The organism is Pandoraea horticolens (genome assembly GCF_902459555.1).
Taxonomy (GTDB): Bacteria; Pseudomonadota; Gammaproteobacteria; order Burkholderiales; family Burkholderiaceae; genus Pandoraea; species Pandoraea horticolens.
On record NZ_CABPSM010000001.1, the window covers coordinates 63,294 to 84,935 of the forward strand.

Here is a 21,642-nt window from a genome sequence, read left to right on the forward strand (position 1 = left end):
GTGTTTTCGGGGCTTCGGCGGGTGTTGCCGCACAGACGTCGCCGTCGGGACCGGGTGGCACGAGATAACGTCGCCCCCGGCACATGCACCGATTTTGTCTACATATTTTCGAGAGACTGGCGAGGAGCGCCGGCGAGGCAACAAGCGCCGCAAGGCCGCGCCACCGGCAACACCGCAAAGGTGTAGAGATGAGACCGCCGGTCGAATGTCTGCCCGTCGTGGCGACGTGTGGCGTGCTGTGGCGAACCGTGGTCGCGTTTGCGTAGATCGGCAGGGAGGCGAGGATGGCATCGTCGAACGGAGATGCCTGACGGTCTGCGGAAGATGGGCCGTCAGGCCGCCCGCTCGCCCCCGCTCGCGTGCTTACATACTTACGTGTCTAAGCGATGAGGAGTTCCGGGCCGCGTGCGCGCAGTTGCGCCAGCATGCTCTTGTGCGGTGCGGCATCGCTGATGAGGTAACGGGCGGCTTCGAAATGGCGAATGCGCACGGGCGTCACACGACCGAACTTGGTGTGGTCCGCCACGACGGCCGATACGTTGGCACACAGCAACATGCGAGCGCGCAACTCAGCCGCCGCGCGGTTGAAGTCGGTAATGCCACCGTCTTCCGTCACGCCGCCCACGCCAATGAAAGCGAAGTCGGCGTGGTATTGAGAGATCTGGTTGATGGCGTCCCAACCTTGTACGGCGTCTTCGTTATCCTGCAACTCTCCGCCAAGCAGCGTCACCCGGTTGTCGTGGTGACGCCCCAACAAACGCGCAATCTGCCAGTCGTTCGTGTAGATGCGAAGACGATGCTTGGAGAGCAACGCCTGCGCCACGGCGCGCGTGGTCGTGCCGTAGTCGATGATGACCGACGCGCCGTCGGGCACGAGTTCCGCCGCGCGCACGCCGATGGCGCGCTTGCCCACGGCGTTGACATTCTCGCGCAGCGTCCAGTCGGGCTCGCTGCGGTCGGCGGCCAGCGCGCCGCCGTGCGTCATGAGCAACAGGCCGCGCGCGGCCAGCGTGTTCAGGTCACGACGCACCGTCTCTCGTGAGACACCCAACTCACGCACCAGATCGCTGATCGCGAGGGCTCCGGTCTTGGCGAGTTGTTCGAGCACGTATTGTTGGCGTTGTTCGGCAAGCATGATCGGACAATGTCGGTTGGACTACGAAATCTCTGGCGGCATCGGCAAAGCCGATGCCGGTCATGCACAAGCGCTGGCGCCGCCCGCCAGTGTCGTCGTTACCCCTGCAATGCGACACGCAGACCCAGGCCGATGAAGATCGCACCGGCCACGCGGTCGAGCCAACGCCCCGCGCCCGGACGGCGCTTGAGCCACGTCCCCAGCACGCCCGCGAACCAGCCGTACGCGCTGAACACGCCGATGGTCTGCCCCATGAACACGAGGCCGAGCAGCAGCATTTGCCCGCCCGGGTGGGCCGCGTCGGCGCGCACGAACTGCGGCAGGAACACGAGAAAGAAAAGGGTGACTTTCGGATTGAGCATGTTCGCGAACACGCTCTGACGAAAGACCGCCGAGAGCGGTTGCGGTGCGGCGTCGTTGGCCAGTGCCATGGCGCCACGCGCGCGCAGCGCCTTGATGCCGATCCAGATGAGATAGGCCGCACCCGCCAGCTTGATCGCTTCGAACGCCCACGGCGACGAACGCAGCACGGCGGCCAGGCCGACGGCCGCGACGGTCGTGTGGAATAGGCAACCGAACGTGAAGCCGGCCGCAGCAGCCAGCCCGGCACGGCGTCCCTGCGCAATGCCGCGCGCGATGACCTGCATGTTGTCTGGGCCCGGCGCAAGCGTGATCGCGACCGAGGTCAGCAGGAACAGCCAGAGATTGGGCATCGACGCGGTCCAGGTCAGCGAGAAAGGATGGGGGGATGGAGGCGGGCCAGGCGTGCGGTCAGTGGCCTTCGAACGAGCACAGCAGGAACAGCGGCAATCCGGCATCGCGAATCAGACGCGAGCCGCCCAGCTCAGGCAAGTCGACGATGGCCGCGCCTTCAATGACGGTGGCCCCCAGACGCTCGAGCAGTTTCTTGCCCGCCAGCATGGTGCCGCCAGTGGCGACGAGATCGTCGATCAGCAACACGCGATCGCCCGGACCGCAGGCGTCGGCGTGAATCTCGACGGTCGCACTGCCATATTCCAGCTCGTACTCTTCCGCGACCGTCTGATACGGCAGCTTCCCCTTCTTTCGAATGGGGATGAAGCCGATGTTCAACTCGTACGCCAGAATCGAACCGAGGATGAAACCGCGCGCGTCGAGCCCGGCAATGTAATCGGGCCGGTGCTCCATGTAGCGATGCACGAATACGTCGATCAACACCCGCAAGGTGCGCGGGTTCTTGAGCAACGGGGTGATATCGCGAAACTGCACGCCGGGCGAGGGCCAATCCGGCACGGTGCGGATCTGGCTTTTGATATAGGCGGCAGGAGACTCATCGATCTGCACGGGGATCCTTCTTGGGGTACTGATAGGTAACACGCCACATTATGCCAAAAAGGCCCGGCGCCCCGTCGTCATTTGGGGAAGACGCCCCCGAGCAGGTGCCCTGCCTCCTCTGCACACGTCCGGGCGTCTTCGAACGTCTGCTATTCGCGCCCCAACAGACGGTGTTCGGCCGCCATCAGCTTTTCGGGCAGACCGCGCAGCACCACGATGTCTTCGGCCATCAGACGCGTTTCCGATACCGGCTCGACCCCGCGGATACCATGCCGGCGGATGGCCGTGACCGTCACGCCGAGCTTGTCGAGCCGAAGTTCACCGAGCGTGCGCCCGACGGCATCGGCGTTCAGCGACAGTGGCACCGATTGCAGACGGACCTGCTCGCGCTCGCCACCTTCGTCTTCGTCGTCAAAGCCGTGGAAATAGCCGCGCAGCAGGCTGTAGCGCTCGTTACGCGCCTGCGCCACCCGGCGCAGCACACGGCGCATCGGCACGCCCATGAGCACCAGCGCGTGCGACGCCAACATCAGACTGCCCTCCACGATCTCGGGCACGACTTCGGTCGCGCCTGCGGCAATCAGGTCGTCGATGTGCGTGTCGTCGACCGTGCGCACGACGACCGGCAAGGTTGGCTCCAATGCCTGAACCTGCGCCAGCACCTTTAGCGCAGCCGGGGTGCTGTCGTACGTCACCACGATACCGGCGGCGCGGTGAATCCCCGCAGCGACGAGCGCTTCGCGCCGGGCCGCGTCACCGAACACGACCGTCTCGCCGGAACTGGCCGCCTCCATCACGCGGTCCGGGTCGAGGTCGAGCGCCACGTACCCGATGCCTTCCTGCTCAAGCATGCGCGCCAAGTTCTGGCCGCATCGCCCATACCCGCAGATGATGACGTGCCCCGAGGTCTTGATGCTCTGCGTGGCGATCTTGGTCATCTGCAACGACTGCATCATCCATTCGTTGGCGACGAAACGCAGCGCGATCCGGTCGGCGTTGATGATGAGAAACGGCGCGCACAGCATCGAGAGCAGCATGCCCGCCAGCACAGCCTGCGACAGCGAGGGGTCGAGCAGTTGCCGGTCGATCACCAGATTGAGCAGCACGAAGCCGAATTCGCCAGCCTGCGCCAAGCCCAGACCGGTACGGATCGCCGTGCCGGGCGGGCTGCCGAACAAACGCGCGAGACCCGCGATCAGCGTGAATTTGACGACCAGCGGGCCGACAAAGAACAACAGCACGAGCAGCGGTTGCTTCATGACGATGGCCGGGTCGAGCAACATGCCGGTCGTAATGAAGAACAGGCCCAGCAGTACGTCACGGAACGGCTTGATGTCGTCTTCCACCTGATGACGGAACGGCGTCTCTGCGATCAGCATGCCCGCGATGAACGCGCCCAGGGCCATCGACAGGCCAAGATGCTCGGTGATATACGCAAGGCCCAGCGTGAGCAGCAACAGGTTGAGCATGAACAGCTCTTGCGAGCGCCGCGCAGCCACGATGTGGAACCAGCGGCCAACCAGCTTCTGACCAACCCACAACAACAACGTCAGCGCGCCCGTAATCTTGAGCGCAGCCAGCGACAGCGCCAGCACCAACGCTTTCGAATTGCCGCCAAGGGCAGAGATCACGATCAGCAGCGGCACGACGGCCAGATCCTGGAACAGCAGCACGCCCATGATGTTGCGGCCGTGCTCCGTCTCCAGTTCCAGACGCTCCGCCAGCATCTTGGTAACGATGGCCGTCGACGACATGGCAAGCGCGCCACCGAGTGCTACCGACGCCTGCCACGAGAACGACCAGAACAGATTGACGACCGCCCCCAGCCCGACCGCTACGAACAATGTCCCCAGGACCTGAGAGACACCGAGCCCCAGCACCACGCGGCGCATGCTCTTGAGCTTGGGTAGCGAAAACTCGATGCCGATGGAGAACATCAGGAAGACGACACCGAACTCCGCGAGGTATTGCACACGCTGCGAATCGGCTGCCAGCCCCAGCGCATGCGGACCGATCACGATGCCTACGCTCAAGTAGCCGAGCATCGGCGGCAAATGGAGTATGCGGAACAACACCACCCCAACGCAGGCGGCAAACAACAGGACGAGAGTGAGTTCGAGCGGTGATGCCATCAGCTAAGGTGGGTTTCCTGGGTGAATCCGAATACGCACGGCACGGATGACGCAAATGCCGTGCCAGATTGCGTCCGTGCGGCGGCATCCGAGAGGGACTAGGCCGCGTCGCTAGACGACGCGAACGCTGCGGGGCCAAGCCTGGCGCGGCTGTCCTCGGCGCCGCGTCCGTTTTGATATACTCCGCGCATGATAGCGAAAATCAATCCAGGCCGGGCACTCGAGGTCGCCCGGGAGGTGTTGCGCACGGAAGCCGACGCCATCGAACGCGTCTCCGCACACCTCGACGACAGCTTCTTCGAAGCGGTCTCGCTGCTGCTCGATTGCCGCGGGCGCGTGGTCGTCACCGGGATGGGGAAATCCGGTCACATTGGCCGCAAACTGGCCGCCACGTTCGCCAGCACCGGCACCCCCGCATTCTTCGTTCACCCCGCCGAAGCCAGCCACGGCGACCTGGGCATGATTACGGCCGATGACGTCGTCGTCGCCTTGTCCAACTCGGGCGAGACGGGCGAACTCGTCAGCGTCCTGCCGATGATAAAGCGCATCGGCGCGAAGCTCATCGCCATGACCGGCAACGCCAGCTCCAGCCTCGGACGCCTGTCCAATGTGCATCTCGACGCGCACGTCGACCGGGAAGCCTGCCCTCTGGGGCTCGCCCCCACGGCCAGCACCACGGCTGCCCTCGCCCTCGGCGATGCGCTGGCCGTCGCGCTGCTCGACGCCCGCGGGTTCGGCGCAGAGGACTTTGCCCGCTCGCACCCGGGCGGTGCCCTCGGCCGGCGTCTGCTCACCTTCGTGCGCGATGTCATGCGTACCGGTGAACGCATTCCGCGGGTGCACACCGATGCCAGCCTGTCCGATGCCCTGCTTGAGATGACGGCCAAGGGTCTTGGCATGACGGCGATTGTCGATACCGACGATCGCGTGGTGGGTATCTTCACCGACGGCGATCTGCGCAGATTGTTCAAACGTACGCTCGACTTCACTACGCTCACCCTGGCCGACGTCATGAAAGCCGGCCCGCGCACCATCGGCCCCGATCAACTCGCCGCCGAAGCCGCCGAGCTGATGGAGCGTTTCGGCATCACACAACTGCTCGTGACCGAGAACGACCGCCTCGTCGGTGCGCTGAACGTCCACGACCTGTTCGCCGCCAAGGTCGTGTGAGTCTCCAGCCCATGAGTCAACCCAGCATCGCCCAATCCACTTCGTCCAACACGGTCCATGCGGCCGACGCGCGCGCGCGCGCCGCTCGCCTGCGTGTCATGGTGTTCGACGTCGACGGTGTGCTCACCGACGGCGGCCTGCGCTACGGCCCGGCCGGCGAGGTCATCAAGACGTTCGATTCGCTCGACGGGCACGGCCTGAAGCTGCTCGCCGACGCCGGCATCGTCACCGCCATCATCTCCGGCCGCCACTCCGACATCGTCGCCAAGCGCGCGGCGGATCTTCGCGTCGCCCACGTCTATCAAGGCGTGCACGACAAACGTGCCGCGTTCGAAGACCTATGCGCCAAGGTGTCGGTGACGGCCGATGTGTGCGGACATATCGGCGACGACTGGCCCGATCTGCCCGTGCTCACACGCGTCGGCTTCGCCGCCTGCCCGGCCAATGCCCACGCCGAAGTGCGGGCGCGTTGCCACTGGATTGCCGGCACGCGTGGCGGTGAGGGCGCCGCGCGCGAGCTGTGCGACTTCATCCTGCGCGCTCAGGGACGTTACGACGCCCTGCTCGCCGAAGCCCTGGTTTGACACGCAGAGGAAGCCGATCACTCATGGCCATTCAACGCGTCTCATCTGCCTCCCTGATCGCCGTCGTCGTGCTGGCCAGCCTGGCGGCCGGCACGTACTGGCTCGTGCAACGCACGCTGCCGTCCGACGCCGATCGCGCACCGTACGTGAAGCGGCACGTTCCCGATTACTATGCCGACGATATGGCTATCTCCACGCTGTCGGCGAGCGGGCTCACGCAATACCGCATCAATGCGGTCCACATGACGCATTTCGAGGACGATCAGACCACGGCACTCACGATGCCCGCCGTGCGCGCGTTCACGCCGGATCAACCGGAAGTGACGGCCACGAGCAAGCGCGGCACGCTCAACGCCGATATGTCGATCGTCGATATGTACGACGATGCGGTAGTCGTGCGTCAGGCCGGACCGCGCGATCCGGAAATGCGCGCGCTGTCCGAACACTTCCAGGTGCTTGTGAATGAAGACATCGTACGCACGGAACTGCCCGTCCAGCTCTTCCGAGGGTCTTCCGTGATGTACGGCGACGGCATGATTTTCAATAACATCTCGCGCGCCGTACAATTGCTCGGCAATGTTCACGGCACGATCCAGCCGGCGGAAATGGGCAGCAAACGCCCGGCACCGCCCGACGTAACCAACGCGCCTCTCCAGACCAAACAGGGCTCCAAGACCCCATGACCGATCGCCGCAACCCGCGACCCGTTTTCCTGTCGATGCGTACCCTGCGCGCGCTGGCCACCGCCTTCGCCGTGCTCGGCGCACTCGTGTCGCCGCTCGCCCACGCCGAGCGCGCCGACCGCGACAAGCCGCTCAATATCGAGTCGGATCACATGAGCTATGACGACCTCAAGCAGGTCAACATCTTCACCGGCAACGTGACGATGACCAAGGGGACGATTCTCCTGAAGGCCGATCGCGTCGAAGTGACTCAGGACCCGGAGGGCTATCAGTACGCTACGGCCTACTACAAGCCAGGCGGCCCGCTCGCCTATATGCGCCAGAAGCGCGACGGACTCGACGAGTACATCGACGGCTGGGGCCAGACGATTTACTACAACGGCAAGACCGAAGTCGCCACGCTCACCACGCAAGCCACGCTCAAGCGTCTGGCCGGCGGCACGAAGGTGCTCGACGAGATCCACGGCAGCGTGATCACGTACGACACGTATAACGAGGTCTATACCGCGAACAGCGGTGCAGATCAGGTCAATGCCAACAATCCGAACGGCCGCGTGCGCGCCACGCTCGCCCCGCGCAATGCAACAGGCGCAAATCAGGTGCAGCCCGGCGGCGCGAGCAAGCCGGCCGCAGCCGCCAAGGGCGATCTGCCGCCGCTGTCTCCCTCAAAAAGTATCGGGAATCCGCGTGAGTAATTCTGCCAACAGCAACGCCTCGACCATCAATCCCGGCCTCGGCCCGGCGGGCAAGCCAAGCGCGCTCGTCGTACGCTCGCTCAAGAAGCAGTACGGCGCCCGTACCGTCGTCAAGGATGTCTCACTGGACGTGAAAAGCGGCGAAGTCGTGGGTCTGCTGGGCCCGAACGGCGCAGGCAAGACAACGTCGTTCTACATGATCGTGGGCCTCGTGCCGGCCGACGACGGTGAAATTCAGCTCGACGGCAATCTGATCAGCGAACTGCCGATTCACGAACGCGCCCGCATGGGAGTCTCGTATCTGCCGCAGGAAGCGTCGGTATTTCGCAAGCTGACGGTCGAGGACAACATCCGCGCCGTGCTCGAATTGCAGCTCGATGCGCAGGGCAAACCGCTCAAGCGCGACGAAATCGAACGCCGCATCGAAGCGCTGCTCGACGAATTGCAGGTGAGCCATCTGCGCGAAAATCCGGCAATGTCGCTCTCGGGCGGCGAGCGCCGCCGTGTGGAAATCGCCCGTGCACTGGCCACGCAACCGCGCTTTATTTTGCTCGACGAACCATTTGCAGGTGTCGATCCGATTGCCGTGTTGGAAATCCAGCGCATCGTGCGCTTCCTGAAGGACCGCGGCATCGGCGTCCTGATTACCGATCACAACGTGCGCGAGACGCTCGGCATCTGCGATCACGCCTACATTATCAGCGAAGGCTCGGTGCTCGCTGCCGGCACACCCGACCAGATCGTGGCCGACGAAAGCGTTCGCCGCGTCTATCTGGGCGAGAATTTCCGGATGTAAAGCAAATTTTTCGCATGTAAACCCTGCCTCCGATAGGGGGCGGGGCCGGTTCCGCTGGCGTGACAAAGCCTCTACAATGAAGGCGAGATACGCTATGAAACCGACTCTTCAACTCCGCACCTCCCAGCACCTGACCCTCACGCCGCAGTTGCAACAATCGATCCGGTTGTTGCAACTGTCCACGCTCGAACTTCAGCAAGAAGTCGAGCACGCCCTCACCCAGAACCCGATGCTCGAACGCGAGGACGATTGGCTCGCGGGCTCGGTACGCGTGGGCACGGACGGGTCCCTGCGCAACGAGCGGAGCACGTCGGGTAGCGGCGCGAACGACAGCTCGGAACCCGCCAGCGGCCGCGACGAAACCCGCGAACTCGACGGCGAGACCCGCTTCGACGACAACGCCCAGGACAGCGGCAGCGACTGGAGCCTGAACGACTTCGCCCGCTCGGGCAGCGCGTCGGACGACGACGACAACGCCCGGCCGCAACTTCACGTCGACCACCCCAATCTTCGCGAACACCTGTTGGCCCAGTTGCGCCTGACCAAAGCCAGTCCGCGCGACCGGGCGCTGGTGGAATTCCTGATCGAATCGCTCGACGAAGATGGCTACCTCGGCACCATGCTCGACGAAATTCAGGCGGAAATGCCCGAAGAGCTGGCGCTCGAGACCGAAGAGATCAACGCCGCGCTCGCGCTGCTGCAAAGCTTCGACCCGGCGGGCGTGGGCGCCCGCACCCCGGCAGAGTGCCTGCGGCTGCAACTCCAGCGCCTGCCCGCGAGCAACGTTCGCACGCTTTCGCTGCGAATCGTCAGCGACCACCTGGAACTGCTCGCCGCACGCGATTACACCCGTCTGCGCCGCCTGCTGGGCGTGAACGAAGACAGCTTGCGCGCCGCCCATCAACTGATTCGTTCGCTCGACCCGTTCCCCGGCGCCGCCTATGGCTCGCCCCAGGCCGATTACGTCGTGCCCGATGTGCTTGTACGCAAACAGGGCAGCGGCTGGACTGCGGAACTCAATCCCGATGTCATGCCGCGCCTGCGCATCAACGAAATGTATGCGCGCATACTGCGCAATAACCGCAACGATCCCGGCACCGGCAACCTACAGCAGCAGCTTCAGGAAGCCCGCTGGCTGATCAAGAACATCCAGCAGCGTTTCGATACGATCCTGCGCGTAGCGCAGGCGATTGTCGAGCGTCAAAAGAACTTCTTCACGCATGGCGAAATCGGCATGCGGCCCTTGGTTTTACGCGAGATTGCTGATACGCTGGGTTTACACGAATCCACGATTTCACGCGTGACTACCAGTAAGTACATGCTCACTCCATTTGGAACCTTTGAGCTGAAGTACTTCTTTGGTTCACATGTGGCAACGGAAGCCGGGGGCGCAGCGTCATCGACTGCTATCCGAGCACTCATCAAGCAACTCATAGGAGCAGAAGACCCGCAGACCCCCCTTTCCGACAGTCGTATCGCGGAACTGCTGGCAGAGCAAGGGTTCGTGGTGGCGCGGCGCACCGTCGCGAAATACCGCGAGGCCATGCGAATCCCGGCAGTGAACTTGCGCAGATCTTTGTAGGACAGTCCTGGTGCGCCATGTTGGCTCGCTGGGGCATAACGCCGCAGTGCGACATTGCGTCACGTCAATGGCTTGCACTCCCGCTAGCCAGCGTCGTTCATGACGCAGCCTGCACTTCGGCATTTCAGCAAGGAGAGCAGCTATGAATCTGAAGATCAGTGGACATCACCTCGAACTCACGCCATCATTGCGCGAATTTGTCGTCAACAAGCTCGAACGCGTGTTGAGGCATTTCGACCAGCTCATTGGTGCCGAGGTGATCCTATCTGTCGACAAGACTAAGGAGAAGGCCGGACGCCAGATTGCTAGCGTCACCGTGTATCTCAAGGGCAAGGAGATTTTCGTCGAGAAGTGTGACGAAAATATGTATGCTGCCATCGACAAGCTGATCGACATGCTCGACCGCAAGGTAATGCAATACAAGGACAAGGTTCAGGATCACGGTCGCGAGGCCCTCAAGCACCAGCAACCTCCCGAGGCAGAGCCGCTGCAATGAGTCTGTCCGGGCGAGGTAGTCGCATCGACTGACAGGCATGTGAGTTCTCACGGAACCACCCGAGCGCATACCCGTCTGTCATAAGTCTGGCATCACCCACCGCGGGGCCGTTGAACGGCCCCTTTTATATGGTTCCGCCAAGTTCCATGGATTGCCGCGAGCGCCGCGGCGGGTGGTCTATAATGCGAGGTCAATCGGGGGTTGGAGGGCGACGAAGCGTTCGCCCGCATTACAAGATGAACCGTTTAGTCAAACTCTTACCTGCGTCCAACATCCTGCTTGGACTGTCCGTCACCAGCAAGAAGCGCGTCTTCGAGCAAGCCGGGCTTCTTTTCGAGAACAATGCCGGCCTGTCGCGCGCGCTTGTGACCGACAATCTGTTCGCCCGCGAGCGTCTGGGCTCGACCGGACTGGGTGAAGGCGTGGCCATTCCGCATGGCCGTATCAAGGGCCTCAAACATCCGATGGCAGCATTTGTGCGCCTCGAAGACCCGATTCCCTTCGAAGCGCCCGACAGTCAGCCGGTTTCCCTGCTGTTTTTTTTATTGGTGCCTGAGCAGGCAACGCAGCAACATCTCGAGATTCTTTCCGAAATTGCCCAGTTGCTCTCCGATCGCGCGATGCGCGAGACGTTGAGCCACGCACCGAGTGCCGACGAGATCCACGCCGCACTCGCCAACTGGCAGCCCTGAACCGGCGCATGTGCCGGTATCCGCCGCGAAACTCAGAGAATTCGTAGCTCCCACACCCAACCGAACGAGGCGACGCGGTGGAACTGACCGGCATCAACGCGCAAAGCATTTTCGACGACAACGCCGCCACGCTGCGGTTGTCGTGGCTGACCGGCCATGAGGGATGGGAGCGCGGTTTCACGCCCGAGAGCGTGGCTACCGCCACCTCCAGCGCCGACCTCGTGGGTCACTTGAACCTCATCCACCCGAACCGGATTCAGGTGCTGGGGGAGGCTGAGCTGCGCTACTATCAGCGCCTCACGGACGAAAACCGCAAGCGTCATATGGGCGAAGTGATTGCGCTCGAACCGCCGTTCCTCGTGGTAGCCGACGGTCTCAAAGCCCCGTCCGATCTGGTATTGCGCTGTACCCGCTCCTCCACGCCGCTGTTCACTACGTCGATGTCGACGGCAGCAGTCATCGACAGCCTGCGTTTGTACATTTCGCGTGTGTTCGCCCCGCGATGCACGATGCACGGCGTATTTCTCGACATTTTGGGCATGGGCGTGCTGCTCACCGGCGACTCCGGTCTCGGCAAGAGCGAACTCGGTCTGGAACTGATCAGCCGGGGTCACGGACTGGTCGCAGACGACGCCGTCGATTTCGTGCGCCTCGGGCCGGATTTCGTCGAAGGCCGTTGCCCGCCACTACTGCAAAACCTGCTGGAAGTGCGTGGCCTGGGCCTGCTCGACATCAAGACGATCTTCGGTGAAACGGCAGTGCGCCGGAAGATGAAGCTCAAGCTGATCGTCCAGTTGGTGCGCCGCCCCGACGGCGAATTCCAGCGCCTGCCGCTCGAAGCGCAGACGGTGGATGTGCTGGGCCTGCCCATCAACAAGGTCATCCTGCAAGTGGCAGCCGGGCGAAACCTCGCCGTGCTGGTCGAAGCCGCCGTGCGGAATACGATCCTGCAACTTCGCGGCATCGATACCCTCAAGGACTTCATGGAGCGCCAGCGGCAAGCCATGCAGGACCCGGACGGCATGCAGAGCAAGCTGCTCTGAATCCCCCACGGGGGGCGCCTACCGTCGCCCGAAGCGCCGGGGTTTACCGCAATTTCCGCTTTTTTCTGTCAACGCCGCGCGATTGCGGCGCGTTTTCTTTCATGTTGTAATCGCCACGCGGTCCCTTCCCGTGCGTGTCGACCTTATGGAGAGACAATCATGAAAAAAGCACTCGCTGCATTGCTTCTGGTATCCCCGCTGCTCGCATCGCCCGTATTTGCCCAGACGGCCGCCCCGGCGACTGCTCCCAAGGCAGCCAACGCCCAGCAGAACAAGATGAGCACCTGCAACACGCAAGCAGCCGGTAAGAAGGGTGACGACCGCAAGGCGTTCATGAAGGAATGCCTGTCGAGCAAGCCCGCCGCCGCCAAGCCGACCCAGCAGGAAAAGATGAAGACCTGTAACGCACAGGCGGGCGACAAGAAGGGCGATGATCGCAAAGCGTTCATGAAGTCGTGCCTGTCGAACAAGCCGGCGGCCTGAAGCCTTTTCCCCGCTAACGCATACCCAGCGGCGCCCTACGGGCGCCGCTGTCGCATGTGCAACGCTTTTTTCTCGTGAAACGAGAGAAATCCCCGGGAACGTTCTTGTTTCTGTCGGCTCGACACCCGTAAGACACAATCGCTTACCATCATGGTTGTATTCGGGGAATGTCATGAAGATCGTACTGATTACCGGCGTTTCGGGTTCCGGCAAATCGCTGGCCCTGAACGTCCTTGAGGACGCAGGTTACTACTGCGTCGACAATTTGCCGTCGCGCTTCCTGCCTGAACTCGCCGAATATCTCGAAACGCAGAACTACACACGTCTCGCGGTCGCCATCGACGCACGCAGCGGCGGCTCGCTCGCCGATCTGCCACCGATCATCGGCGGACTGCGCCGCTTCGGCCACGACGTGCGGGTACTGTTCCTCAACGCCACCACGCAAACGCTCGTGCAGCGTTTTTCCGAGACGCGCCGCCGTCATCCGCTCTCTGTCCTGGGCGACGATACGGTGTCGGCCACTGGCTCGCTCGTCGAAGCGATCGAGAAAGAGCGCGAAATGCTCAATAGCGTGACCGAACTCGGTCACCAGATCGACACCAGCAATTTGCGCGCGAGTGCATTGCGCCGCTGGATCCGCGAATTCGTCCAGCACGATCACGCCGGACTCACGCTGATGTTCGAGTCTTTCGGATTCAAGCACGGTGTGCCGCTGGACGCCGATCTCGTGTTCGATGTCCGCTCTCTGCCCAATCCGTATTACGACGCGCAGCTTCGTCCGCTAACCGGCCGCGATCAGCCGGTGATCGACTTCCTCTCGTCCATCCCAGAAGTCGACGAGATGACCAACGATATCGGCGCGTATCTGCAGAAGTGGCTGCCGAGCTACATGCGCGACAACCGTAGCTACCTGACGGTGGCGATCGGCTGCACGGGCGGCCAGCACCGCTCTGTCTTCATCGCCGAAAGGCTGGGCGAGCGCTTTCGCGCGGAAGCCAGCGTGCTCGTGCGGCATCGCGAACTCGCCCCCCTCGACCCTGCAACCTGACTCAGGCCGGCAGGCAGAGTTGGCCGTCGCCCGGCGAAACAACGCGCAGCGCGTCGGCAATCTTGCGGATCGGCGACGGCAATCCGGCCGCGTCGATGCCCGCCGAGTCGAGCCATGCATGGTGTGAATCGCTCGATCGGGCAGCAAACGCCCGCTGCGCAGAAGCCCCGGACAGCGCCACCAGCCACGGACGCAAATGCAGCCGGAAATGCGTGAAGACGTGTGTGAGCCCCTGCAGCGGCACAAGTGACTGCACGGTGCCTTGCGTTGCACCAAGGGCGGCGGCATGCGCTGTCAGACGCTCACGCAGCGACGCGTCGTCCACCTCGCGCTCTCCGGTGGGCGGCGTCAGTTCCGGCAAGCTCCATAGCCCGCCCCAGATGCCACTGTCGGGGCGCCGCTCGAACAACATATGCTCGCCCGAGCAGATCACCAGCACGTCGACGTAACGCTCCGGCTGAACCTTCTTCGGCTTGGACGTCGGCAATATCCGCTCGCGTCCCGTCGCATGCGCGACGCAATCGCTGTCGAACGGGCACTCGCCGCAACGCGGCTTGCCGCGCGCGCATAGCGTCGCGCCGAGATCCATCATCCCCTGCGTGTAGGCGGGCAAATCGCTTCCGGGCAGCAACGATTCGGCCAACGCCCACATTTCCCGCTCGATTTTCGGCGTGCCCGGAAACCCTTCGATACCGAACACGCGCGCAAGCACCCGCTTGACGTTGCCGTCGAGAATCGCGGCGTGCGCATCGTAGGCAAACGCGGCAATCGCGGCGGCCGTCGAGCGGCCAATACCCGGCAGCGTGGCGAGCGTCTCGGGGTCCGCCGGGAAACGTCCGCCATGCTCCGCGAGCACGACCTGCGCGCAACGATGCAGATTGCGCGCCCGCGAGTAGTAGCCGAGGCCGCTCCAGAGTGCCATCACATCGTCCTGCGGCGCGTTCGCCAACGCGGCGACATCGGGGAAGCGTTCGAGAAATCGCGCGTAATAGGGGATCACCGTGGCGACCTGTGTCTGCTGCAACATGATCTCGGACAGCCAGATGCGATAGGCGTCGCGCGTGTTCTGCCACGGCAGATCGTGGCGGCCATGCTCGGCCTGCCAAGCGATCAGACGCTCGGCAAAAGTGCCCGCAAGCGGGTTGGCAGGAAGGTCGTTGGACAATTCGTTCATAGCGTTTTTTAGGGTGTCTTGTACGGCGATCGGTGGCAGTCGGGCCGGACTTTCCGGTCATCCCTCTTGCCGCCGCAGCAGCGTCATTTCTGACAATGCGGGCAGAAGAACGTGGAGCGCTGGCCCTGCACGATCTGCCGGATTGGCGTGCCACACACGCGACATGGCTGTCCGGCACGGTCGTAGACGAAATACTCCTGCTGGAAATAGCCGCTCTTGCCGTCGCTACCCACGAAGTCGCGCAACGTGCTGCCACCTTTCTCAATGGCTGCGGCGAGCACATCCTTGATTGCTTTTGCGAGCTTTTCCGCGCGCGGCCGGGAGAGTTTGCCTGCCTGCATGCGCGGGTGGATGCCAGCACGAAAAAGACTCTCCGACGCATAGATGTTACCCACGCCCACGACGATGCTGCCTGCGAGCAATGCCTGCTTGATGGCGACCGTGCGCCCGCGTGTGCCTGCATACAGGCGCTGTCCGTCGAAGTCGTCTGTCAGCGGTTCCACCCCGAGACTGGCGAGCAGCGGATGCATGAGCACGTCGCCTGCCGAGCGCGGGTGGAACAGCACCGCGCCGAAGCGGCGCGGATCGCGATAGCGCAGCGCGCACCGCTCGAACACGAGGTCGATGTGGTCATGCACGCCAGCGGCGGGCAGCGCGTGCGGCTCGGACATGACGCGCAACGTGCCGGTCATGCCCAGATGCACGAGCAACCAGCCGGGGGCATATTCGAGCAGCAGGTATTTGCCGCGACGGGTCACGCCGACGAGCGTTTCGCCACGCAGGAGCGTGTCGAGGCCGTCGGGCACCGGCCAGCGCAGCGAGGCGTTGCGCACGTCGATACGCGCGACACGCGTGCCCGCCACGTGCGGCGCAATACCGCGGCGGGTGACTTCGACTTCCGGGAGTTCAGGCATGCCTGCGAACGTTTGCTGAGGATTTAGACTCTATTGTATCGGGCGCGCTACAATCGCTCGAAACTTGCCGTGGATCCCTATGCCGAACACCCGATTCCAGTCCATTCCCGCCGCCGAGAACACGGTGGTCACCGTGGCACCCGTGGTCTTGCGCCTGCGCGGCGCCCTGGCACGCGGGGCGTGGGCCGGCGCAACGGCGCTCGGCGTCACCTGCGCCAGCGCGATCATGGCATTCCTGCCATCTTCGAGCGCGTTCGCACAAACCAGGCCCGCCACGCAAACCGCACAGAAAGCGCCGGCGCCTCCCGCCAGCGCCCCGGCGGCTGCGCCGTCCAAGGCAAGCGCTCCGCGCGCGGCCGGCGAGGCGGACACCGATAGCGACGACTTCAAGTCGAATGCGAACGCCCCCCGCGAAAATCTCCCGAACGTCGCGCTCTCCAGCGAGATCGTCTTCGAAGTGATGGCCGCCGAACTGAGCCTGCAACAGGGCAACCTGGCCCCGGCGTTCAACACGTACATCGCACTGGCGAATCGGACGAAGGACCCGCGCATGGCGCGCCGCGCCGTCGAGATCGCGCTGGGTGCGCGCCAGCTCGGCGACGCGCTGGTCGCCGCGCGGCTGTGGCATCAACTCGATCCCGCCTGGCGTCCGGCCTCGCAATTGCTCGCAAGCCTTCAAGTCGGCACCGGCCATTTGGCGGAAGCCGAACCGCTGCTCGTCGACGAACTGAACAAGGTGCCGGAGGCGCGTCGCGGTCAGGCCATTCTCGAACTGCAGCAGATGATTGCGCGCAGTCCGGAACGCGCCACAGGCATCGACTCGCTCAAGCGCATGCTGGCCAACGACATGCAACGCCCCGAGGCACAACTGGCCATCGCCCGCTCGCAACTCGATGCCGGCGACACAGTCGGTGCGCGCACGTCGCTCGAAACGGCGCTCAAGCTCAAACCCGACTATGAAGCCGCCGCCCTGCTTTACGGCCAGATGGGCCCGGAAGAGCGCACCAGCGCCATCGCCGGATTGAAGACTTTCCTCGATCGCAATCCGAACGCCAAGGAAGCCCGCTTCGCCTACGCCAAGCTGCTGCTCGCGGACAATCAGCTCGACGCCGCACAAAAGCAGTTCGAGACGCTGGAGAAGCGTTTTCCGCATGAACTCTCGACGCTGATGGCGCTCGCATTGCTCAACCTGCACGCCAAGCATCCGGAGCAAGCCGAACAGTATTTGCAGAAATACGCGGCAGAGGCGGAGCAACAGAATACCGACGGCGCGCAAGCGTACGTTTATCTCGCGCAGATCGCGCAGGATCGCAAGGATTACCCGGCCGCCGACAAGTGGCTCTCGAAGATTCGCGAAGACAGCAACGCGTATCTGCCCGCACAGATCGGGCGCGCGCAATTGCTCGCCGATCAGGGCAAGGTCGAGGAAGGCCGCGCGCTGCTGCATGGCATCAAGTCGAGCGACCCGCGCGAGCAACTCGCGCTCAAGCGAGCCGAGTCGGATCTACTCGTCAAGGCAAAGCGCTACGACGACGCCGAAAAACTGCTTGCCGCCGAGGTCAAGAACAATCCCGACGATCCGGATCTGCTCTATCAGTACGGTATGGTGGCCGAACTGAACAAGCACTACGACGTGATGGAAAAAGCGATGCGTCGCGTGATGACGTCGCAGCCCGAGAACGCGCAGGCCTACAACGCACTCGGCTATTCGCTGACCGAGCGCAACACGCGTTTGCCTGAAGCGCTCAAGCTGCTGCAGAAGGCGGCGTCGCTCGCACCGGAAGATCCGTACATCATGGACAGCCTCGGCTGGGTGAAATACCGCCTCGGCGACAAGCAACAGGCGCTCGATCTGCTGCGCCGCGCCTACGGCATTCAGGCGCAGGCGGAAATCGGCGCGCATCTGGGTGAAGTGCTGTGGGAGTCGGGCCAGCAGGACGAGGCGCGCAAGACCTGGCGCGAAGCCTTGAAGCTCGACGGCGACGACGACACCCTGCGCTCGACCATGAAACGTTACAACGTCGCACCGTAATGCAGAAGATGTCGACGTTTTCGTTTCGTGCAGCATCGCTCTCGTTCGTTGTGTCTCGCTCGCTTCGCACCATGACGCTGGCGCTGGCTTGCGCGAGCGCCGTGTTGGCGACGGGGTGCGCGAGTCTTGCGCCACCCACGCCTGTCACGCCACCGGACGGCGCCAGCGTCGAGCACTATCGCGGTCGCTTTGCGGTGCGTTACGAGCAAAACGGCGAGGCGCGCAATACCTACGGCAATTTCGACTGGCAGCAAAGCGGCGAGAACGCGACCGTCCAACTGCTCGACCCGCTTGGGCAGACGCAGGCGATCGTGCGCGAGAGTCCGCGAACGGCATCGCTCGAATTGCCCGGCAAGGCCCCGTTGACCGGTCCACGTCTCGAAGACGTCATGCACGATGCATTGGGCTTTGCACTGCCGGTAGGCGGCCTGCGCTATTGGCTGCGCATGCAGGGTGCGCCGGGCTCGCACGCGAGCATCGAGCGCGATCCGCAGACACAACGTCCGACCCATTTGAAGCAGGACGGCTGGACGATCGATTACCAGGCCTATTTCGACGGCTCGCCGCTGCGGGTCAAACGCATCGACCTCTCGCGCGACCTCGACGGCTCGCCGCTCGCCGTTCGGCTGGTGATCGACGAGTAAGTCTCGGGCGGTATTGCCTTATTCTCCGCTTCGCTTTCGCCATGGTGACGTCGATACCCGTACGGGCATCGTCACCGCGACGGTGCTATCCTTGGCCCCGCCCCATCAGACGTATGTCGACATCGTGAGCGCTCATGCGAGTGCGGCGTCTTTGTCGATTGGACTGCATCGGGACCATCTTCCCCTTTTCCGGATACCCGCGTCGCGGCATTGCGATGCGGGTGTCCGATAGCCATCGTTTCGCATCGCCATGTACGAAATCCTGCGTGACTGCCCGGCTCCGGCCAAGCTGAACCTGTTCCTGCACATCGTGGGACGCCGGCCCAATGGCTATCACGAGTTGCAAACCGTCTTCCAACTGATCGACTGGGCCGATACGCTGCATTTCGAGCGCCGGAGCGATGCCCGGATCGTGCACACGAACCCGCTGCCGGGCGTGCCGCCGGAGACCGATCTGACCGTGCGGGCGGCCCGTTTGCTTCAGGAACATTGCGGTGTGCACTTCGGCGTGGACATCGCCATCGAGAAGCGGCTGCCGGCCGGCGGCGGTATCGGCGGCGGCAGCTCCGATGCCGCGACGACATTGCTCGCACTCAATCGCATGTGGCAACTCGATCTGCCACGCGCAGAACTCCAGACGCTCGCATTGAAGCTCGGCGCCGATGTGCCGTTTTTCGTTTTCGGCCGCAATGCCTTTGCCGAGGGACTGGGCGAGGAGTTGTACGCGGTGGATTTGCCGCAGCGACACTTCCTCGTTGTGAACCCGCGCGTACACGTCGCGACAGACAAAATATTTCGTGATCCCCTGTTGACAAGGGATACGAAGATCGTCACAATGGCGTTCTTTCTTGAGCACGCCAGCAAAAATTTGCTCGAAACGGATGAAATTTTCCGTAACGACATGCAGGCGGCAGTGACTCGAGAATACGCGGAAGTCGCTGCTGTGATTGACTGGTTCAGAACCTTCACCATGGCACGCATGACAGGATCTGGCGCCAGCGTGTTTGCCGTATTCGACACGAAGGCAGAAGCAGAAGCCGCATGCAAGCGATTGCCGGAACGCTGGCTCGGTCAAGTGACCACCAGCCTGGCCGAACATCCGATGTTCGGATTCGCGTGAAATGGTTTTACTTTGTTGCGTTTCCTACGACGCAGCAAGGGCATCGGTTAGTGTAGGGGAGTCGCCAAGTTGGTTAAGGCACCGGATTTTGATTCCGGCATACGAGGGTTCGAGTCCTTCCTCCCCTGCCAATTTCTCTGTCGCGCAGTGTCAGCATTCAAACGTTCCGCAGGTAGCCAGATGAGTAGTGATAACCTAATGGTATTCACCGGGAACGCCAATCCCGCCCTGGCCCAAGCGGTCGTCGACACTCTCGGTATTCCGCTCGGCAAGGCAATGGCGAGCCGGTTCTCCGACGGTGAAATTCAGGTCGAAATCCAGGAAAACGTGCGTGGCAAGGATGTCTTTGTCCTCCAGTCGACGTGCGCTCCGACCAACGACAATCTGATGGAACTGATGATCATGGTCGACGCGCTCAAGCGCGCTTCTGCCGGCCGGATCACCGCTGCCATCCCGTATTTCGGCTATGCCCGTCAGGATCGTCGTCCCCGTTCGGCGCGTGTGGCGATCTCGGCAAAGGTCGTAGCCAACATGCTGCAAATCGCAGGCGTCGAGCGCATCATCACGATGGACCTGCATGCCGACCAGATTCAGGGTTTCTTCGATATCCCGGTCGACAACATTTATGCTTCGCCGCTACTACTTGCAGACGTGCGCGGGCAGGACCACGAAAACCTGCTGGTGGTGTCGCCAGACGTTGGCGGTGTGGTGCGTGCTCGTGCGCTCGCAAAGCAACTGCACTGCGATCTGGCCATCATCGACAAGCGCCGTCCGAAGGCCAACGTGGCCGAAGTGATGAACGTCATCGGGGAAGTCGAAGGCCGTACGTGCGTCATCATGGATGACATGGTCGACACCGCCGGCACGCTCTGCAAGGCAGCGCAAGTGCTAAAGGCGCGTGGCGCACAGAAGGTTTATGCGTACTGCACGCACCCGGTGCTTTCCGGTGGTGCCGCGGCGCGTATCAACGCCTCGGAGCTGGACGAAGTGGTCGTGACGGATACGATTCCGCTGCGCGACGACTCGAAGGGCGGCAAGATTCGCCAGTTGAGCTGCGCCAATCTGCTCGCCGAAACGTTCTCGCGTATTCGTCGCGGCGACTCGGTGATGTCGCTGTTCGCGGAATAAGCGTCCGGTAGAATTTTGCGGCGGCGCCTGTGTGGCGCCGTTGTTATGTCGGCGGGGAGCATCTCCCCGCCTTTGTCGTTCCTGAAGCCTGCGTTTTTTGGCATGATCTTCGGGAAGAAATCGCTGCCTGGTCGCGGGCAGTACAAGGAGTTGTTATGAAAGTCGTCGCTTTTGAGCGTAATCTGCAAGGTACGGGTGCGAGCCGCCGCCTGCGCAATGCCGGTAAGACCGCGGGCATCGTGTACGGTGGTAATGTCGATCCGAAGCTGATCGAACTCGATCACAACGCCCTGTGGCACGCCCTCCGCAAGGAAGCTTTCCACTCGTCGATTCTCGAGCTGGAAATCGCTGGCAAGACCGAACAAGTGCTGCTGCGCGATGTGCAGTACCACCCGTTCAAGCAACTGGTTCTGCACGTGGATTTCCAACGTGTCGACCCGAACAAGTCGATCCACATGAAGGTGCCCCTGCACTTCCTGGGTGCTGAGAACGCCCCGGCCGTGAAGCTGGCTTCGAACGTGATCAGCCACACCATGAACGAACTGGACATCAACTGCCTGCCGGGCAAGCTGCCGGAATTCCTGGAAGTTGACCTGTCGAAGCTGGAAGCCGGTCAATCGGTGCATGCCAAGGACGTCAAGCTGCCCGCCGGTGTGACGCTGACGCTGCACGTCGAGCAAGAAAACCCGGCAGTGGCGCAAGCCGTTCAACCGGCTGGTGTTGCTGCTGACGAAGCGGCTGCCCCGGCTGCCGAAGGCGAAACGCCGGCTGCCTAAG

At 62.9% G+C, this 21,642-nt stretch carries 22 protein-coding genes and 1 tRNA gene; 17 read left to right on the forward strand and 6 right to left on the reverse strand.

Annotated elements, in window-relative coordinates; genetic code table 11:
• Positions 1-379 precede the first annotated feature (379 nt).
• The 4 genes from PHO31112_RS00245 to PHO31112_RS00260 form a co-directional block, all read right to left on the reverse strand.
• The gene (locus tag PHO31112_RS00245) at positions 380-1,135 is read right to left on the reverse strand and encodes a DeoR/GlpR family DNA-binding transcription regulator (protein ID WP_039395533.1); all 756 of its coding nucleotides are present in this window, start codon (positions 1,133-1,135) and stop codon (positions 380-382) included.
• Positions 1,136-1,233: 98 nt separating this feature from the next.
• The gene (locus tag PHO31112_RS00250) at positions 1,234-1,848 is read right to left on the reverse strand and encodes a LysE family translocator (RefSeq protein ID WP_150618659.1); all 615 of its coding nucleotides are present in this window, start codon (positions 1,846-1,848) and stop codon (positions 1,234-1,236) included.
• A gap of 58 nt (positions 1,849-1,906) precedes the next feature.
• The gene (locus tag PHO31112_RS00255; protein ID WP_010804817.1) at positions 1,907-2,458 is read right to left on the reverse strand and encodes an adenine phosphoribosyltransferase; all 552 of its coding nucleotides are present in this window, start codon (positions 2,456-2,458) and stop codon (positions 1,907-1,909) included.
• Positions 2,459-2,598: 140 nt separating this feature from the next.
• Complete coding sequence (locus PHO31112_RS00260; RefSeq protein ID WP_150618660.1) at positions 2,599-4,581, reverse strand: monovalent cation:proton antiporter family protein; 1,983 nt, start codon at positions 4,579-4,581, stop codon at positions 2,599-2,601.
• Between the two features lie 189 nt (positions 4,582-4,770).
• On the opposite strand from PHO31112_RS00260, the gene PHO31112_RS00265 reads away from it, so the two are divergent.
• The 11 genes from PHO31112_RS00265 (at position 4,771) to rapZ (ending at position 13,853) form a co-directional block, all read left to right on the forward strand.
• A complete protein-coding gene (locus PHO31112_RS00265; protein ID WP_150618661.1) occupies positions 4,771-5,751 on the forward strand; it encodes a KpsF/GutQ family sugar-phosphate isomerase in 981 nt (326 codons plus the stop codon).
• Between the two features lie 11 nt (positions 5,752-5,762).
• Positions 5,763-6,335, forward strand: a complete 573-nt coding sequence (locus PHO31112_RS00270; RefSeq protein ID WP_150618662.1) for a KdsC family phosphatase — start codon at positions 5,763-5,765, stop codon at positions 6,333-6,335.
• Positions 6,336-6,358: 23 nt separating this feature from the next.
• Positions 6,359-7,018 (forward strand): LPS export ABC transporter periplasmic protein LptC, encoded by a 660-nt coding sequence (lptC, locus tag PHO31112_RS00275; protein ID WP_150618663.1) that lies wholly within the window; start codon positions 6,359-6,361, stop codon positions 7,016-7,018.
• Complete coding sequence (gene lptA, locus PHO31112_RS00280) at positions 7,015-7,713, forward strand: lipopolysaccharide transport periplasmic protein LptA (RefSeq protein ID WP_150618664.1); 699 nt, start codon at positions 7,015-7,017, stop codon at positions 7,711-7,713. Before lptC ends, lptA begins: the two co-directional genes overlap by 4 nt.
• A gap of 25 nt (positions 7,714-7,738) precedes the next feature.
• Complete coding sequence (lptB, locus tag PHO31112_RS00285; protein ID WP_036663785.1) at positions 7,739-8,509, forward strand: LPS export ABC transporter ATP-binding protein; 771 nt, start codon at positions 7,739-7,741, stop codon at positions 8,507-8,509.
• Between the two features lie 94 nt (positions 8,510-8,603).
• Positions 8,604-10,091 (forward strand): RNA polymerase factor sigma-54, encoded by a 1,488-nt coding sequence (locus PHO31112_RS00290; RefSeq protein ID WP_150618665.1) that lies wholly within the window; start codon positions 8,604-8,606, stop codon positions 10,089-10,091.
• Between the two features lie 142 nt (positions 10,092-10,233).
• Positions 10,234-10,587 carry a ribosome hibernation-promoting factor, HPF/YfiA family gene (gene hpf / locus PHO31112_RS00295; RefSeq protein ID WP_039373742.1) on the forward strand — a complete coding sequence of 118 codons (354 nt, stop codon included), beginning with the start codon at positions 10,234-10,236 and terminating at the stop codon, positions 10,585-10,587.
• A gap of 236 nt (positions 10,588-10,823) precedes the next feature.
• Positions 10,824-11,279, forward strand: a complete 456-nt coding sequence (gene ptsN, locus PHO31112_RS00300; RefSeq protein ID WP_150618666.1) for a PTS IIA-like nitrogen regulatory protein PtsN — start codon at positions 10,824-10,826, stop codon at positions 11,277-11,279.
• Positions 11,280-11,356: 77 nt separating this feature from the next.
• On the forward strand, positions 11,357-12,322 hold the full coding sequence (hprK, locus tag PHO31112_RS00305) for an HPr(Ser) kinase/phosphatase (RefSeq protein ID WP_150618667.1): 966 nt from the start codon (positions 11,357-11,359) through the stop codon (positions 12,320-12,322).
• Between the two features lie 159 nt (positions 12,323-12,481).
• Positions 12,482-12,805 (forward strand): PsiF family protein, encoded by a 324-nt coding sequence (locus PHO31112_RS00310; RefSeq protein ID WP_150618668.1) that lies wholly within the window; start codon positions 12,482-12,484, stop codon positions 12,803-12,805.
• A 172-nt stretch (positions 12,806-12,977) separates the two neighbouring features.
• Positions 12,978-13,853 carry an RNase adapter RapZ gene (gene rapZ, locus PHO31112_RS00315; RefSeq protein WP_150618669.1) on the forward strand — a complete coding sequence of 292 codons (876 nt, stop codon included), beginning with the start codon at positions 12,978-12,980 and terminating at the stop codon, positions 13,851-13,853.
• Between the two features lies 1 nt (position 13,854).
• Here the strand turns inward: rapZ and mutY are convergent, their stop codons facing one another.
• Entirely contained in the window at positions 13,855-15,027 is a 1,173-nt protein-coding gene (mutY, locus tag PHO31112_RS00320; RefSeq protein ID WP_150618670.1) for an A/G-specific adenine glycosylase, read from the reverse strand.
• 83 nt (positions 15,028-15,110) lie between these two features.
• A complete protein-coding gene (gene mutM / locus PHO31112_RS00325) occupies positions 15,111-15,941 on the reverse strand; it encodes a bifunctional DNA-formamidopyrimidine glycosylase/DNA-(apurinic or apyrimidinic site) lyase (RefSeq protein ID WP_150618671.1) in 831 nt (276 codons plus the stop codon).
• A gap of 79 nt (positions 15,942-16,020) precedes the next feature.
• Here mutM and PHO31112_RS00330 point away from each other — a divergent pair, with 79 nt between their 5' ends.
• The 6 genes from PHO31112_RS00330 to PHO31112_RS00355 all read left to right on the forward strand — a co-directional run bounded on the left by PHO31112_RS00330 (position 16,021) and on the right by PHO31112_RS00355 (position 21,641).
• Positions 16,021-17,973 (forward strand): tetratricopeptide repeat protein, encoded by a 1,953-nt coding sequence (locus PHO31112_RS00330; RefSeq protein WP_150618672.1) that lies wholly within the window; start codon positions 16,021-16,023, stop codon positions 17,971-17,973.
• Between the two features lie 8 nt (positions 17,974-17,981).
• Entirely contained in the window at positions 17,982-18,617 is a 636-nt protein-coding gene (locus PHO31112_RS00335) for an outer membrane lipoprotein LolB (protein WP_150618673.1), read from the forward strand.
• A gap of 250 nt (positions 18,618-18,867) precedes the next feature.
• Positions 18,868-19,737, forward strand: a complete 870-nt coding sequence (ispE, locus tag PHO31112_RS00340; RefSeq protein ID WP_150618674.1) for a 4-(cytidine 5'-diphospho)-2-C-methyl-D-erythritol kinase — start codon at positions 18,868-18,870, stop codon at positions 19,735-19,737.
• Between the two features lie 54 nt (positions 19,738-19,791).
• Positions 19,792-19,868: transfer RNA gene (locus PHO31112_RS00345), tRNA-Gln, on the forward strand.
• Between the two features lie 49 nt (positions 19,869-19,917).
• Entirely contained in the window at positions 19,918-20,865 is a 948-nt protein-coding gene (locus tag PHO31112_RS00350) for a ribose-phosphate pyrophosphokinase (protein WP_150618675.1), read from the forward strand.
• A 155-nt stretch (positions 20,866-21,020) separates the two neighbouring features.
• On the forward strand, positions 21,021-21,641 hold the full coding sequence (locus tag PHO31112_RS00355) for a 50S ribosomal protein L25/general stress protein Ctc (RefSeq protein WP_150618676.1): 621 nt from the start codon (positions 21,021-21,023) through the stop codon (positions 21,639-21,641).
• The last annotated feature ends 1 nt before the right edge of the window (position 21,642 follow it).